Genomic DNA, 15,231 nt, shown 5'->3' with positions numbered 1-15,231 from the left:
CATCGCGACGGCTGTCACCGCGACGCGCGCGGGTGGGACGTCGCGTAAATCTCCCGCAGCTTCTCCACCGTGACCAGCGTGTAGATCTGGGTCGTCGTCACGGACGCATGCCCCAGCAGCTCCTGCACCACCCGTACGTCCGCTCCCCCGTCGAGCAGGTGGGTGGCGAAGGAGTGCCGCAGCGTGTGCGGCGACACCTCCGCGGTGACACCGGCGCGCTGCGCGGCGTTCGTCAGCACCGTCCAGGCGCTCTGGCGCGACAGCCGACCTCCCCTGGCGTTCAGGAACACCGCCGGCGTCGTCGCCCGTGCCGACACCAGCGCGGGTCGCGACGCGGTCAGGTAGTCGCGCAGGGCCGCGACGGCGAACGATCCGAGCGGGACGATGCGCTGCTTGCCGCCCTTGCCCCGCAGCAGGACGGTCGACTCCTCGAGATCGAGGTCGTCGATGTCGAGTCCGACGGCCTCCGAGATGCGGGCGCCGGTGCCGTACAGCACCTCGAGCAGGGTGCGGTCGCGGGCCGAGAGCACCGTGCCGGGTGCTCCGACCGCGTCGAGCAGCGCCTCGACCTGCTCGACCGTGAGCGCCTTGGGCAGACGCGAGGGCGGCCGCGGTGGCTTCACCGCGGCGGTGACGTCGGCGGTGACGACCTGTTCACGCACCAGGAATCGGTGCAGTCCACGGACGGCGACGACCGTGCGCGCCACGCTGGCCGTGCCGAGCGGCGAATGGTCCTCGTCGCCGGTGCGCAGGTGCGCCACGAACGCGGTGACGTCGGCCTCGCCGATCGCCGACGGCTCGGTGCACTGACGCCCCAGCAGGAAGTGCAGGTAGCGACGCAGGTCCCGGCGGTACGACCGCAACGTGTTGTCGGCCAGGCCCCGCTCGACCCCGAGATGGCTCAGGTAGTCGTCGACGGCCCGCTCGACGGGGCTCATCGCGACCGCTGCGCCTGGACCCCGAGGATCGCCGCGACCGTCATCGAGTCGGTGATGCGGCCGTCGAACACGGCGGCGACTGCCTCGTCGAACGGCAGCCACCACTGCTGCATGTCGGCCTCTTCTGCCGCCCGGTCCGTCCGGTCCTCCACCGGGACCGGCGAGAGATCGGTGGCCACGAAGACCTCCCAGCGCTCCGAGGAGTAGCCGGGCGTGGCGTGCATGACCAGGAACGGCTCCCACTGGCCTGCGAGCACGTCAGCCTCCTCGGCCAGCTCGCGGGCCGCCGCGTCGAGCGCCGGCTCGCCGACGACGTCGAGGGTGCCCGCCGGGATCTCCAGCACCCGCTGCGCCACCGGGTGCCGGTACTGCTGCACCAGCAGGATCCGGTCGTCCTCGTCGAGTGCGACCACCCCGACGGCACCGTGCGGTCGGACCACCGCGCGGCCGTGCTGCTCCCCGCGAGGGTCGGCGATCGTGTCGATCGTCAGGCTGACGTACGGGCTGTCGTAGGCGACCTCGGTGGTCGTGACCGGCCAGGCGGCGGCCTCGTCGGTGATCGTCGAGCCGTCGGCCAGCAGTCCCGGCAACCGCGGATGTCCAGCAGCCTGTGCGGAGGTCATGCGGGCCCGTCGACCGGGAGCCGGGTCTCCTTCTGACGCGCAAGAGCCGCAGCCGCGAGGCCGCTGAACAGCGGGTGCGGCTTCGTCGGACGCGACCGGAGCTCGGGATGGGCCTGGGTGGCCACGTAGAACGGGTGCACGTCACGGGGCAGCTCGACGAACTCCACGAGCTGCGCGTCGGGCGAGGTGCCGCTGAAGACCAGGCCGGCGGCCTCGATCTGGTCGCGGTAGGTGTTGTTGACCTCGTACCGGTGGCGGTGGCGCTCCTCGACCTTGTCGCTGCCGTACAGCCCGGCGACGATGCTGCCCGGCTGGAGCGCGGCCGGGTACAGACCGAGCCGCATGGTCCCGCCGAGGTCGCCCGCCCCCTCGACGATGTCGAGCTGCTCGGCCATCGTCGCGATGACCGGATGGGTGGCCTCGGGGTCGAACTCCGACGAGCTGGCGCCCTCGATTCCGGCCACCTCGCGGGCGAACTCGATGACCATGCACTGCAGGCCGAGGCACAGACCGAGCACGGGGATCCCCTGCTCCCGGGCGAAGGTCAGAGCCCCCACCTTGCCCTCGATGCCGCGGATGCCGAAGCCACCGGGCACGCAGATGCCGTCGACGTCGGCGAGGTGCTGGGCGGCGCCGGCCGGCGTGGCGCAGTCGTCGGACCCGACCCAGGTGAGGTTGATGCGGGCGTCGTTGGCGAACCCGCCGGCACGCAGCGCCTCGGCCACCGACAGGTAGGCGTCGGGCAGGTCGACGTACTTGCCGACCAGCGCGATGGTGATCTCGTCCTTGGGCTCGTGCACCCGGCGCAGGAGCGCGTCCCACTGGGTCCAGTCGACGTCGCGGAACGGCAGGTCCAGTCGCCGCACGACGTAGGCGTCGAGTCCCTCGCGGTGCAGCACCTTGGGGATGTCGTAGATGGACGGTGCGTCGCTGGCCGTGACCACGGCCTCGGTCTCGACGTCGCACATCAGCGAGATCTTGCGCTTGACGCTCTCGGGGATCTCACGGTCCGAGCGGCACACGATGGCGTCGGGCTGGATGCCGATGGAGCGCAGCGCGGCGACCGAGTGCTGCGTGGGCTTGGTCTTGAGCTCGCCGGACGGGCCGATGAACGGCACCAGGGAGACGTGCAGGAAGAACACGTGACCGCGGCCGATCTCGTGGCGCACCTGGCGGGCCGACTCGAGGAAGGGCTGGCTCTCGATGTCGCCGACCGTGCCGCCGATCTCATGGATCACGACGTCGACGTCAGGGCCGCCCATCGAGAGCATGCGGTCCTTGATCTCGTTGGTGATGTGCGGGATGACCTGCACGGTGTCGCCCAGGTAGTCGCCGCGTCGCTCGCGGGCGATGACGTCGGAGTACACCTGCCCGGTGGTCACGTTGGCCCGACCCACGAGGTCCTCGTCCAGGAACCGCTCGTAGTGACCGATGTCGAGGTCGGTCTCGGCGCCGTCGTTCGTGACGAACACCTCGCCGTGCTGGAACGGATTCATCGTCCCGGGATCGACGTTGAGGTACGGGTCGAGCTTCTGCATGGTCACGCGCAGTCCGCGCGACTTCAGGAGGCGACCCAGGCTGGATGCGGTCAGACCCTTGCCGAGCGAGGAGGCGACCCCGCCGGTCACGAACACATGCTTGGTAACCGCGCTGCCTGCCAAGGTGACTCCCGTGGTCGATTGCCGAAGATGTCTTCGAGCGACTCAGATGAGGTTCGGTCCCCCACGGGATTCCAGCCTACCGTGCTTCACGCCCGCCCGGCCACGACACACCCGACCGTGAACGGGTCACGCTGCCGGAACGGCGCCGTCGGCGCTGCGGGACGTTCCCCACTGGCCGGACCGGCCGGCGGCCTCGCTGGCCAGGGCCAGGGCCACCACGACGCGACCGGCCGGTGAGTCGACCACGTCGACCGTCGACACGGTGCCGGCCTGGTCGCTGTCACGCAGCGACGCCACGATGCCGCCGGACGACGACGAGGAGGCCGGGCCGGCGACCACGACGCCACGGCTGGCGCTGTCCATCGCCGCGGCGATCCCGGCGACGCTGACGCCCTGGTCCTGCGAGCTGGACGTCCGCGGCCCGGTGACGACGACGACCAACGAGGCCAGCTGCGTCGGTGTCGTGGTGAGCGTGATCAGCTTGCCCTCGACGAACGCGGAGCGGAGCGTGGTGGCGGCGTCGTCGACGTCGGCAGTCTTGTCCGAGACCAGACCACGTGCCAGCGCGGCGCCGATGCGGGCGTAGCTGTCGCCCTCGGCGGTGATCCCGGGAACGTCCTCGCCGACCTGCTGCGCGACGCCCTCGGCGAACTGGCGGCCGGCCGGATCGAGCAGCTTGCCGGTCATGGCCACCTGACCGACGACCTCGGCGCCGGCCTGGCCGAGGGACGTCGTGACGCCCTTGATGTCGGCAGCCTTGGCGCCCGGTGTGGTGATGACCAGCACTGAGGAGTCGGCGAGCTTGTCCTTGAGCAGGGTGGGGCTGGTGCGACCGACGTATCCGGAGTCGAACGAGGCGATGGCCGGGTCGGCCGCCGCCACCTGGTCGCCGTTGCTGTCGGTGCCGGAGTCCGTCGAGTCCAGGAACCCCGCTCCGAGGACGACGCCGACGGCCAGGGACAGCAGAACGGCTGCCAGCGAGACGACGTGGTAGCGGAAGTTGATCACGAGAACAGTCCTTTGATCCAGGTGCCGGCGCTGCCGATCGACACGCCGAGGCGGTCGACCCAGTCCTGTCCGGCGGGGGTGACGGTGATGGCGACCGCGACGGCGATGACGCCGGCCAGCACGAGCAGTGCCAACGGCCACCAGGCCATGGGGCGCCCGGTCAGATGATTGACCGACTTGGCGTCCACGAGCTTGCTGCCGGCGCGCAGACGTGCCACGAACATGCGGGCCACGTCGCTGGGTGGGCGTTCGAGGAACTCCGCCAGCGTCGGCGGGGCGCCCACGTGCACGATCACCGATGCTTCGTTGGTGTCGGCCAGCAGGATCGCGAGATCGTCCTCGGACCCGGTGGAGACGAACGTGACGATCTCCTTGCCGTGCCGCTCGAGGCGCTCGGGCCCGTCGACCCGACCCGACGCGGTGGTGACCACGACCTCTCCGGCGGACTTGATCGTCTGGTCCGACAGGTTCTCGATCGCACCGACGACGACGTGCGGCGTGTGCCCTCCGCGCAGGAGCACGTCGGCACCGCCGGCAGCCCCGATGAGAACCGGGTCGTGTCCGGCGATGAAACGTTTGAGGTCGGCCAGGTCCTCGGCGGCGTCGTAGCCTTCCGACACCACGATGACGGGCCTGCGGCGAAGCGAGGTGCGCAGGTGCGGCACGCGCGCACCGTCCAGCAGCATGGCCTGCTCGCGCTGGATGTGGTCGGTGGCGTTGGCCGCGAGGCTGTCCAGACGGTTCGCCAGCCCGGACTTGGCCTCGTCCAGCAGGTCGCGGCTCTGGTCGGAGTCGATGACGACGCCGGCCGTCACCACGGACCCGTCCCGACGGATCTGGCCGTCCTCGACCTCGAGGACGTCACCGTTGCGGACCAGCGTCCAGATGGCGTCGTCGGGAATGTCGATCAGCGTCACACCGGCGCTGGAGAGCAGGCTGGGTCCCTGGTTGGGAATGCGTCCGGAGGCGGACGGCTCGGAGTTGAGGACGAGCCGCACGCCGCTGTCGATCAGCCCTTGTGCGTAGCGGGCGTCGATGTCGGGCATCTCGACCAGCGCGATGTCGCCGGAGCGCAACGACGCGAGGTCGGCGTCCTGCCGCACGAAGCGGACAGGGCCGACGTGCACCCCGGGACGCGCCGCGGGATCGGCTGCGGACCTGCGAAATTTGACCATCGTCCCCATGGTCCCTGCTGACTGGTCCGAACCGGCCAGGCGACACGGCGTGTCGCGAGTGAAAGGAGAGTCTCAGCGAGAGTTCAGGTGTTCCACGCCCATGGCTCCGTGCTCACGAGCCCTGTCCGGCCAGCGCCAGCAGCTCGCGGGCGTGGGCCTGCGCACTGGCCGAGTCGTCCTGCCCGGCCAGCATGCGAGCCAGCTCGTCGACCCGCTGCTCGTCGCCGAGGCGCACGACCGAGCTGCGCGTGACGGCGCCGTCGTCGTCCTTGTCGACCACGAAGTGGTGGTCGGCGAACGCAGCGACCTGCGGCAGGTGGGTGACGGCGATGACCTGTGCGTGCTCGGCCAGCCGGGCCAGGCGGCGACCCACCTCGACGGCAGCACGCCCACCGATGCCGGCGTCGACCTCGTCGAAGACCAGCGTGGGGACGGTGGACCGGTCGGCCAGCACGACCTCGAGGGCCAGCATCAGGCGTGAGAGCTCGCCGCCGCTGGCGCCCTTGTGCAACGGTCGTAGCCCCGACCCGCTGTTCGCGGCGAAGACCAGCTCCACGTCGTCGAGCCCGTGCGGGCCGGGCACCGCACCGTCGGCCGTGGTGACTCGTGCCTCGAGATGGGCTGACGGCATGGACAGCTGGGCGAGCTCGGCATCGACCAGGGCGGACAGACGGCCGGCGGCGTCCCGGCGCAGTGCGGTGAGCTGCGCCGCGAGCTCGAGCACGCGCGGTTCCAGCTCCTCGAGCTCGGTCTCGAGCTCGGCGATGCTCGAGTCGTCGTCGCCCAGCTCGGCGAGACGAGCGCGGCTCTTGTCGGCCCAGGCGATGACCTCGTCGAGCGACGGACCGTACTTGCGCTGCAGCGCGGACAGCTCGGCCCGACGGCCCTGGACCGACGCGAGTCGCTGCGGGTCGAGGTCGACCGAGGTGGCGTAGGTCGACAGGTCGGTGGCGACCTCGTCGAGCAGGATGACGACCTCGTTGGTGCGCGCCGCCAGCGCGTCGAGCGCCGGATCGTGGCCGGCGACGTCGCGCAGGGCCGAGACGGCCGCTGCGACGCGGTCGCGGGCCCCTCCGGTCTCGTCGTCGACGTCGGGAGCCAGTGCGGAGTGGGCCGCTTCGGCAGCGCTCGCCAGCGCCTCGGCATGGGCCAGTCGGCCCTCGTCGGCCAGCAGGTCGGCGTCCTCGCCGGCCACCGGCTCGACGGCGTCGATCTCGTCGACCCCGTGCCGCAGCACGTCGAGCTGACGCGCTCGCTCCTGGACGTGGGTGCGCAGATCGTTCAGGCGGCGCTGGGCCTCGCGCCAGCGCGAGTGCACCGGCGCGTACGTCGCCAGAGCATCGGCGAGCTCCGCGCCGGCGAATCGGTCGAGGGCAGCGCGCTGCTCGGCGGGGCGGAGCAACCGGTGCTGGTCGGACTGCCCGTGCACCGCCACCAGCTCGTCGGTGACCTCCGCCAGCAGCGCGGCCGGGACGGTCGCTCCCCCGGCGATCGCGCGCGAACGCCCCTGCGCCGACAAGACGCGTCCGATCACGACCACCTGGTCACCGCCGCTGTCGTCGACGCGTCCTCCGGCCTCGTCGATCGACTGCGCTGCAGCGGATCCGGACGGGAGCGAGATGCTGGCCTCGACCCGCGCCTGGTCGGCCCCGTGGCGCACCAGTCCGAGATCGGCGCGATCGCCGCGCAACAACCCGAGCGCCGTGACGACCATCGTCTTGCCGGCTCCGGTCTCACCGGTGATGACGCTGAATCCCTCGCTCAGCTCGAGCTCGGCGGAGTCGATCACACCCAGCGAGGTCAGGTTCAGGTGCAGCCACATCAGTCCCGCCTCCCCGTTCCTCGCGACGCCCCGCGCCATCCGGCGACCGGGAGATCGAACTTGCGCACGAGTCGATCCGCGAACGGGCTGCTGCCGAGGCGGGCCAGCCGCACCGGCGAGGCCCCCTTGGTGACCTCGACCCGCGCGCCCACCGGCAGCTCGGCGGCTCGGCGGCCGTCGCACCACAGCACTCCGGTGGACTGCTCGCCCACGACCTCGATGGCCAACGTGGCGTTGGGCGACACCACCATGGGCCGAGCGAACAGGGCGTGAGCGCTGATCGGGACCATCAGCAGCGCGGCGACCTCGGGCCAGACGATCGGTCCGCCGGCACTGAAGTTGTAGGCCGTCGATCCGGTGGGCGTCGCACACACGACGCCGTCGCATCCCCAGCGCGACACGGGACGATCGTCGATCTCGACGACGAGCTCGAGCATGCGCTCTCGGGCCGCCTTCTCGACGGAGGCCTCGTTGAGCGCCCAGTTGGTCGCGACGACCTCGCCGCGCACCGTGACCACCACGTCGACGGTGAGCCGCTCCTCGACCGTGTAGGTGCGGTCGATGACACCGCGAACCACCTGGCTGACGTCCTCGACCTCGGCCTCGGCGAGGAACCCGACGTGGCCGAGGTTGACCCCGAGCACCGGGATCTCGCTGCCGCGACACGCCTCCGCTGCTCGCAAGATGGTGCCGTCGCCGCCGAACACCACCGCGAGCTCGCACTCCGGCGGCGCCGCTGCGACGGTGCGCATGTCGGCGAGACCGGCCTCCTTGAGCACCGTGGCGTCGGCGTCCAGGACGCAGATCTGCACACCTTCGGCCGATACCGAGCGTGCGAAGTCGACCGCGACGCGAGCCGCCTCGGTCCGCGCAGCGTGGACCAGGATCAGGACCGATCTCATGCGCGCTCTCGCTCTCTGTCGGGGTCGATCACCAGGGGCCCGGCCGCCACGACGTCGTGGGCGGCCGACAGCACAGGCGGCGGCGCGTCGGTGCGCAGCCAGCAGAAGTACTCCACGTTGCCGGCCGGCCCCGGCAACGGACTCGGCGCCAGGGCACGCGTGCCCCAGCCGGCGGACTGCGCGCTCTCGCAGACTCGGTGCACCGCCTCGGCATGCAGCTCGGGGTCGCGCACGACCCCGTTCTTGCCGAGCCTCTCGCGACCGACCTCGAACTGCGGCTTCACCATCAGCACGATGTCGCCGTCGCGACTCGTGCTCGGCGAGGTGATCCTCGTCAGGGCGGGCATCACGACCGTCAAGGAGATGAAGGACAGGTCGCTGACCACCATCGAGACCGGTCCGCCGATGTCATCGACCTCAAGATGGCGCACGTTGGTGCGGTCCATGACGTGGACCCGTTCGTCGCTCTGCAGGCTCCAGACCAGCTGGCCGTACCCCACGTCGACCGCGACCACCTCGCTGGCTCCCCTGCGCAGCAGCACGTCGGTGAACCCACCGGTGGACGCTCCTGCGTCGAGGCAGCGGCGACCCTCGATCTGCAGTCCCATCGGCGTGAACACGTCGAGGGCGCCGAGCAGCTTGTACGCACCTCGCGAGGCCCAGGTGGGCTCGCTCGATCCCTTGACGACGATCGCCTGGTCGGTGGTGACACCGGTGGCCGGCTTGCTGGCCCGCGCGCCCGCCACGAAGACTCGGCCGTCGGTGATCAACGTGGCGGCATGATCACGCGACCGAGCCAGGTCGCGACGGACCAGCTCGGCGTCGAGACGCAGTCGGCGGCTCATGCAGGGCGGCTCATGGTTGGCGGTGGTGACCGGTCAGGGAGTCGCGCAGCACCCGGTGGATCTGCTCGAACTCAGCCGGGTGCTCGCTGACGTCGCGCGACTCGAGCGCATCGAGACGGACCAGTGCCTCGTCGATGACCACGTCCCCGGTGAGCACCGGGTCACCGGGGGGCTCGTCACGCAGGTCGTCGTCGACATGCCCCTCGACACCGTGGTCGACAGCGTGGTCGACGCCGTGGTCGTCATACGGAGTCTCGCTCATGCGTCCAGTGTCCCACCCGGGATCGCCGATCGGCCGGACGTGTCGTGCCACGCCCACGCGAGGGCCACCGCTGCACGCAGCCGGGAGGTGCTCCGCGGGCCGTTGACCTCGATGGTGCCGTCGGCATCGACCTGCGCCCGGACCCCGTCACAGCTGGCGCTGCTGTCGTCGACCTCGACCGGCCGATGGCTCTCCCCCAGCGCCATCAGGTCCGCCGCGACGTAGTCGGGCCGGTGGCCGGGCGGGGCGGCGAAGATCTCCGCGAGCGAGCTGACCCCCGTGAGGACGGCCAGGCTCGGCACGCCGGCTCCGATGGCGCCGTCGATGTCGGTGTCGAGGCGGTCGCCGATCATCAACGGACGCTCGCCCCCGAGACGTTCGAGCGTGACGTCGAACAGCGGGCGTTCGGGCTTGCCCGCGACGACGGGCACCCGGCCGGTGGCCGTGGCGACCGCCTGCACGAGGGACCCGTTGCCGGGCGCGATGCCGCGCGGAGTGGGGATGGTCAGATCGGTGTTGCTGGCGTACCAGGGCAACCCGGAGTGGACCGCGTAGGCGGCCTCGGCGAGATCTCGCCACCCGAGGTCGGCGTGGTAGCCCTGCACGACGGCCACCGGGTCATCGTCCAGCGAGCGGACGCAGACGAGGCCGCGATCCTCCAGCGGGACCCGCAGGCCGTCTCCTCCGATCAGCAGGACTCGCGCGCCGGCAGGCAGATCCCGCGCCATCAGCTCGGCCACCGCCTGCGCCGACGTGACGACGTCGGCGTCCTCCAGCGGTGGCATGCCGAGCGACCGGAGATGAGCGGCCACGTCGACGGCCGGACGAGACGCGTTGTTGGTCAGGTAGGCCAGATGCATCCCGGCCGATCGCGCTGCCGCCAGGGCCTCAGCGGCTCCCGGGATGGCGGTCGGACCGAGGTACACCACTCCGTCGAGGTCCAGCATCGCGAGATCATGCGCCTCGTGCAGCGGCACCACCGACGAAACGAGCGACGTGCCTGAGGTCATGGGGCGAGCCTACCGAGAGGTGCAGGAGTCCAGATCCACCGTCACGCGGCTGGTCACGCCACCGGCGCCTCGAGAGAAGCGCCGACGCAGCTGTCCGCTCACGTCCACCGTGCTGCCGGGGACGAGCCGGGTCACCTTGCGCCGCAGTGCCGCGGTCCACGCCGTGCACTCGATGGTGTCGACGGTCTGCCTGGACCGGCGACGCGCGGCCGCGTCGCGCTGGACGATGACGCGAAAGGACACGACCTGGTCACCGCTGGGCAGCGTCCTGGTCTCGGGGGCCGCCGAGACACGACCGCTCAGCTGGACATGGTTGACGGGCGCAGGGGTTTCGGGCGCAGGGGTGTGGGGCGCAGGGGTTTTGGGCATAACGCCAGCCTCGAGCCCGCGCACGCGCAGGTCGAGGTGGTCACCGCAGCCTGTGGACAGGCCCAGACGGCAGCGGGGCTGTGCACGCGCTAGGCGCCGAGCTCCTTGAGGCGGTCGACGGCGTCGGTGAGGTTGTCCCCATCGACGGCGACCGCGCGGTGGAACCACTCGATCGCATCGTCGGTACGGCCGGAGTCGAGCAGAGCGTCGGCGTACGCGTAGCGCAGCCGGGCCACCCACGGCGACCGGCCCTTGGAGTGCAGCGGCTCGGTCTCCAGCAGACGCACGGCAGCCTCGGCCTGACCCTGGTCCCGGCGAGCGCCGGCGACGACGATCGACAGCTCCACTCCCCCGGCATCATCGAGCTTCGACCGAATCTCCGGCGTGTCGTAGCCGATCGCCTTCTCGGGCCGGCCGAGTGCACGCTCGCAGTCGGCCATCATCGGGGCGTACATCTGGTTGCCGGACATCCGGCGCGACGCGCGGAATTCTGACAATGCCTCCGCCCACTTGCCGGCGGCATACGCAGTCTCGCCGCACGCCTCGCGCACCAGCGCCGAGCGGGTCGCCCGGGCGCGCGCGGCCAGAGCATGCAGGTACGCCTGCTCGGGGTCCTCGTGCAGCAACAATCCGGCCATCACCAGGTGACGCGCGACCTTGTCCGCGAGCTTCTCCGGCAGGCTCTGCAGCTGCTGCCGTGCGAACTTGTCGAGATCCTTGGCGCTGACGTCGTCGGGGATCGGCGGGCCGTCGTAGATCTTCTGGTCAGGCGTGCGCTCCTCGGGCTCGGGCCGGCCTCGATAGGCCGGACGCCCGCGCGAGCTGCTTCCCGGGCGATTGCCCGAGTCGCGATCATCGCGACGACCCGACGGCTTGCCGCCACGGGGTTTGTCGCCGTCCCGGCCACGTCCGTCCCGGCCGCGCGGACCATCGCCGTCTCGGCGAGGTCCACGGCCACCGGCGCCACCCTGGCCTCCACGGCCCTGACCGGCTCCGCCGCGCTGTGGTCCGCGGCCGCTGCCGCGGGCTCCTCTCGACTCAGCCATTGCGCTGGTCCTTCCTGTCTGAGCCTGCATTGCAAGCAAAATGCAGCGAGGCCGCTCCCGAAGGAGCGGCCTCGCGCAAATGATTGTCCGGCGACGTCCTACTCTCCCACACCGTCTCCAGTGCAGTACCATCGGCGCTGAGAGGCTTGACTTCCGGGTTCGGAATGTAGCCGGGTATTTCCCTCTCGCCATGGTCGCCGAAACTCTATGGAGATATCAAAACCATGGTCTTTCGACCTGGTTCCCGACCGTATCTCGGGAACCTCACAGTGGACGCGCGTGATCTTTGTAAGAAACAAGCCCTCGGCCTATTAGTACCGGTCAGCTCCATGCATTGCTGCACTTCTACTTCCGGCCTATCAACCCAGTGGTCTGCTGGGGGCCTTACCTGGTAAACCAGTGGGAAACCTCATCTTGAAACGTGCTTCCCGCTTAGATGCTTTCAGCGGTTATCACTTCCGAACGTAGCTAATCAGCGGTGCTCTTGGCAGAACAACTGACACACCAGAGGTTCGTCCATCCCGGTCCTCTCGTACTAGGGACAGCCTTTCTCAAGTTTCCTACGCGCGCGGCGGATAGGGACCGAACTGTCTCACGACGTTCTAAACCCAGCTCGCGTGCCGCTTTAATGGGCGAACAGCCCAACCCTTGGGACCTGCTACGGCCCCAGGATGCGACGAGCCGACATCGAGGTGCCAAACCATCCCGTCGATATGGACTCTTGGGGAAGATCAGCCTGTTATCCCCGGGGTACCTTTTATCCGTTGAGCGACGCCGCTTCCACAAGCCAGCGCCGGGTCACTAGTCCCGACTTTCGTCCCTGCTCGAGTTGTCACTCTCACAGTCAAGCTCCCTTGTGCACTTACACTCGAAACCTGATTGCCAACCAGGCTGAGGGAACCTTTGGGCGCCTCCGTTACATTTTAGGAGGCAACCGCCCCAGTTAAACTACCCATCAGGCACTGTCCCTGATCCGGATAACGGACCTAGGTTAGATATCTAGTACAGCCAGAGTGGTATTTCAACGATGACTCCACCTGAACTGGCGTCCAAGCTTCACAGTCTCCCACCTATCCTACACAAACTGAACCAAACACCAATACCAAACTATAGTAAAGGTCCCGGGGTCTTTCCGTCCTGCCGCGCGTAACGAGCATCTTTACTCGTAGTGCAATTTCGCCGAGTCCATGGTTGAGACAGCGCCCAAGTCGTTACTCCATTCGTGCAGGTCGGAACTTACCCGACAAGGAATTTCGCTACCTTAGGATGGTTATAGTTACCACCGCCGTTTACTGGGGCTTAAGTTCTGTGCTTCGCTTGCGCTGACACGTCCCCTTAACCTTCCAGCACCGGGCAGGAGTCAGTCCGTATACGGCGTCTTTCGACTTAGCACGGACCTGTGTTTTTAGTAAACAGTCGCTTGGGCCTGGTCTCTGCGGCCTTCAACGCTTCGTGAGGCAAGCTCACTGACGAATCCGGCCCCCCTTCTCCCGAAGTTACGGGGGCATTTTGCCGAGTTCCTTAACCATGGTTCACTCGATCACCTGAGTATTCTCTACTTGACCACCTGAGTCGGTTTGGGGTACGGGCGGCTCAGAACCTCGCTAGATGCTTTTCTCGGCAGCATAGGATCACTCACACTCCGCTAGATGCGGGTGGCATCGGCTCTCAGGCTTGATGAGTGACGGATTTGCCTATCACTCGCCCTACGACCTTACCCGTGGACTACCATCGCCACGGTTGAGCTACCTTCCTGCGTCACACCATTGCTTGCCTACTACCGGTTTGGGTCGTGCGCTCCGCCGGCCAGTGTCCTCCGAAGAGGACTGAAGGCCGGTTTCGGGCACTTAGCATCACCGGGCTCAGCATGGGCGGTTCAGTGCCGGTACGGGAATATCAACCCGTTGTCCATCGACTACGCCTGTCGGCCTCGCCTTAGGTCCCGACTTACCCAGGGAAGATTAGCTTGACCCTGGAACCCTTGGTCATTCGGTGGAGGAGTTTCTCACTCCTCATTCGCTACTCATGCCTGCATTCTCACTCGTGTGGCATCCACGGCTGGGTCACCCCGCCGCTTCGCTCGCCACACGACGCTCCCCTACCGATCCATACGCCTGGACCACGAAGGCCTGGCTATTGCATGAATCCCATAGCTTCGGTGGATCACTTGAGCCCCGCTAAATTGTCGGCGCGGAATTACTTGACCAGTGAGCTATTACGCACTCTTTAAAGGGTGGCTGCTTCTAAGCCAACCTCCTGGTTGTCTGTGCGACTCCACATCCTTTTCCACTTAGTGATCTCTTTGGGACCTTAGCTGATGGTCTGGGCTGTTTCCCTCTCGACTATGAAGCTTATCCCCCACAGTCTCACTGCTGCGCTCTCACTTACCGGCATTCGGAGTTTGGCTGAATTCAGTAAGCTTGTAGGCCCCCTAGTCCATCCAGTGCTCTACCTCCGGCAAGAAACACGCAACGCTGCACCTAAATGCATTTCGGGGAGAACCAGCTATCACGGAGTTTGATTGGCCTTTCACCCCTATCCACAGGTCATCCCCCCAGTTTTTAACCTAGGTGGGTTCGGTCCTCCACGCGGTCTTACCCGCGCTTCAACCTGCCCATGGATAGATCACTCCGCTTCGGGTCTAGATGGTGCAACTCAGTCGCCCTATTCGGACTCGCTTTCGCTACGGCTACGGCTCTCGCCTTAACCTCGCTACACCACGCTAACTCGCAGGCTCATTCTTCAAAAGGCACGCCGTCACAGTTCACGAGGAACCGCTCCGACGGATTGTATGCACATGGTTTCAGGTACTATTTCACTCCCCTCCCGGGGTACTTTTCACCTTTCCCTCACGGTACTTGTCCGCTATCGGTCATCGAGGAGTATTTAGGCTTAACGGGTGGTCCCGCCAGATTCACACCGAATTTCAGGGGTTCGGTGTTACTCGGGGTGACAGAAAAGAGCCATGAGCTTACGTGTACGGGGATCTCACCCTCTATGTCGCGACTTTCCAGTCGGCTTCCACTTCACTCATGGTTTATGACTCTTTGTTGACTCGGCAGAATCAACGATCTGGCCCCACAACCCCCCAGGTACAACGCCTGCCGGCTATCACATACCTGAGGTTTAGCCTAGGTCCGGTTTCGCTCGCCACTACTACCGGAATCACGGTTGTTTTCTCTTCCTGTGGGTACTGAGATGTTTCACTTCCCCACGTTCCCTCCTGCTGCCCTATGTGTTCAGACAGAGGTACCTGGACTTTACTCCAGGTGGGTTTCCCCATTCGGACATCCCCGGATCACAGGTCGGTTGTCACCTTCCCGGGGCTTTTCGCAGACTCCAACGTCCTTCATCGGCTCTCGATGCCAAGGCATCCACCATGTGCACTTAGTAGCTTGTTGTTACTACAAAGATGCTCGCGTCCACTGTGAAGTTCTCAAAATACGGGCGGTCCCACACTCATGCCCCCGGCGACGGGGGTGGTGCGTGGTCCGAGAGATCATCGCTGATCCCTCAGGACCCAACAGTGTGCCTGATTTGATGACTACTTCCAAACGAGGTTCCAGACTC

General features: G+C 67.5%; 12 protein-coding genes and 2 rRNA genes. All 14 read right to left on the bottom strand.

Annotated features, from left to right (window positions below; translation table 11 throughout):
* Nucleotides 1-14 precede the first annotated feature (14 nt).
* Nucleotides 15-938: a site-specific tyrosine recombinase XerD gene (gene xerD, locus AC0L5F_RS01270; RefSeq protein WP_473314790.1), complete on the bottom strand. Its 924-nt coding sequence runs from the start codon at nucleotides 936-938 to the stop codon at nucleotides 15-17.
* On the bottom strand, nucleotides 935-1,561 hold the full coding sequence (locus tag AC0L5F_RS01265) for an NUDIX domain-containing protein (protein ID WP_473314788.1): 627 nt from the start codon (nucleotides 1,559-1,561) through the stop codon (nucleotides 935-937). The genes xerD and AC0L5F_RS01265 overlap by 4 nt, the downstream gene beginning before the upstream one ends.
* The gene (locus tag AC0L5F_RS01260) at nucleotides 1,558-3,195 is read right to left on the bottom strand and encodes a CTP synthase (RefSeq protein ID WP_473316123.1); all 1,638 of its coding nucleotides are present in this window, start codon (nucleotides 3,193-3,195) and stop codon (nucleotides 1,558-1,560) included. The genes AC0L5F_RS01265 and AC0L5F_RS01260 overlap by 4 nt, the downstream gene beginning before the upstream one ends.
* Before the next feature lie 153 nt (nucleotides 3,196-3,348).
* Entirely contained in the window at nucleotides 3,349-4,230 is an 882-nt protein-coding gene (locus tag AC0L5F_RS01255) for a copper transporter (protein ID WP_473314787.1), read from the bottom strand.
* Nucleotides 4,227-5,405, bottom strand: coding sequence for a putative cytokinetic ring protein SteA (steA, locus tag AC0L5F_RS01250; RefSeq protein WP_473314786.1), 1,179 nt, complete (start codon nucleotides 5,403-5,405; stop codon nucleotides 4,227-4,229). Before steA ends, AC0L5F_RS01255 begins: the two co-directional genes overlap by 4 nt.
* A 112-nt stretch (nucleotides 5,406-5,517) precedes the next feature.
* A complete protein-coding gene (gene recN, locus AC0L5F_RS01245) occupies nucleotides 5,518-7,227 on the bottom strand; it encodes a DNA repair protein RecN (RefSeq protein WP_473314785.1) in 1,710 nt (569 codons plus the stop codon).
* Entirely contained in the window at nucleotides 7,227-8,129 is a 903-nt protein-coding gene (locus tag AC0L5F_RS01240; protein ID WP_473314784.1) for an NAD kinase, read from the bottom strand. The genes recN and AC0L5F_RS01240 overlap by 1 nt, the downstream gene beginning before the upstream one ends.
* The gene (locus AC0L5F_RS01235) at nucleotides 8,126-8,974 is read right to left on the bottom strand and encodes a TlyA family RNA methyltransferase (protein ID WP_473314783.1); all 849 of its coding nucleotides are present in this window, start codon (nucleotides 8,972-8,974) and stop codon (nucleotides 8,126-8,128) included. The genes AC0L5F_RS01240 and AC0L5F_RS01235 overlap by 4 nt, the downstream gene beginning before the upstream one ends.
* Before the next feature lie 10 nt (nucleotides 8,975-8,984).
* The gene (locus tag AC0L5F_RS01230; protein ID WP_473314782.1) at nucleotides 8,985-9,236 is read right to left on the bottom strand and encodes a hypothetical protein; all 252 of its coding nucleotides are present in this window, start codon (nucleotides 9,234-9,236) and stop codon (nucleotides 8,985-8,987) included.
* On the bottom strand, nucleotides 9,233-10,246 hold the full coding sequence (locus AC0L5F_RS01225; RefSeq protein WP_473314781.1) for an HAD-IIA family hydrolase: 1,014 nt from the start codon (nucleotides 10,244-10,246) through the stop codon (nucleotides 9,233-9,235). Before AC0L5F_RS01225 ends, AC0L5F_RS01230 begins: the two co-directional genes overlap by 4 nt.
* Before the next feature lie 9 nt (nucleotides 10,247-10,255).
* On the bottom strand, nucleotides 10,256-10,615 hold the full coding sequence (locus tag AC0L5F_RS01220; protein WP_473314780.1) for a single-stranded DNA-binding protein: 360 nt from the start codon (nucleotides 10,613-10,615) through the stop codon (nucleotides 10,256-10,258).
* 89 nt (nucleotides 10,616-10,704) lie between these two features.
* On the bottom strand, nucleotides 10,705-11,661 hold the full coding sequence (locus AC0L5F_RS01215) for a tetratricopeptide repeat protein (RefSeq protein ID WP_473314779.1): 957 nt from the start codon (nucleotides 11,659-11,661) through the stop codon (nucleotides 10,705-10,707).
* An 85-nt stretch (nucleotides 11,662-11,746) separates the two neighbouring features.
* A 5S ribosomal RNA gene (gene rrf / locus AC0L5F_RS01210) occupies nucleotides 11,747-11,863 on the bottom strand.
* 89 nt (nucleotides 11,864-11,952) lie between these two features.
* Nucleotides 11,953-15,062: ribosomal RNA gene (locus AC0L5F_RS01205) — 23S ribosomal RNA — on the bottom strand.
* Nucleotides 15,063-15,231 lie beyond the last annotated feature (169 nt).

Source organism: Aeromicrobium sp. 10G20-16 (genome assembly GCF_055809665.1).
The sequence above is the reverse complement of the archived record's forward strand: the minus strand, read 5'-3'. Positions and strand labels throughout refer to the sequence as shown.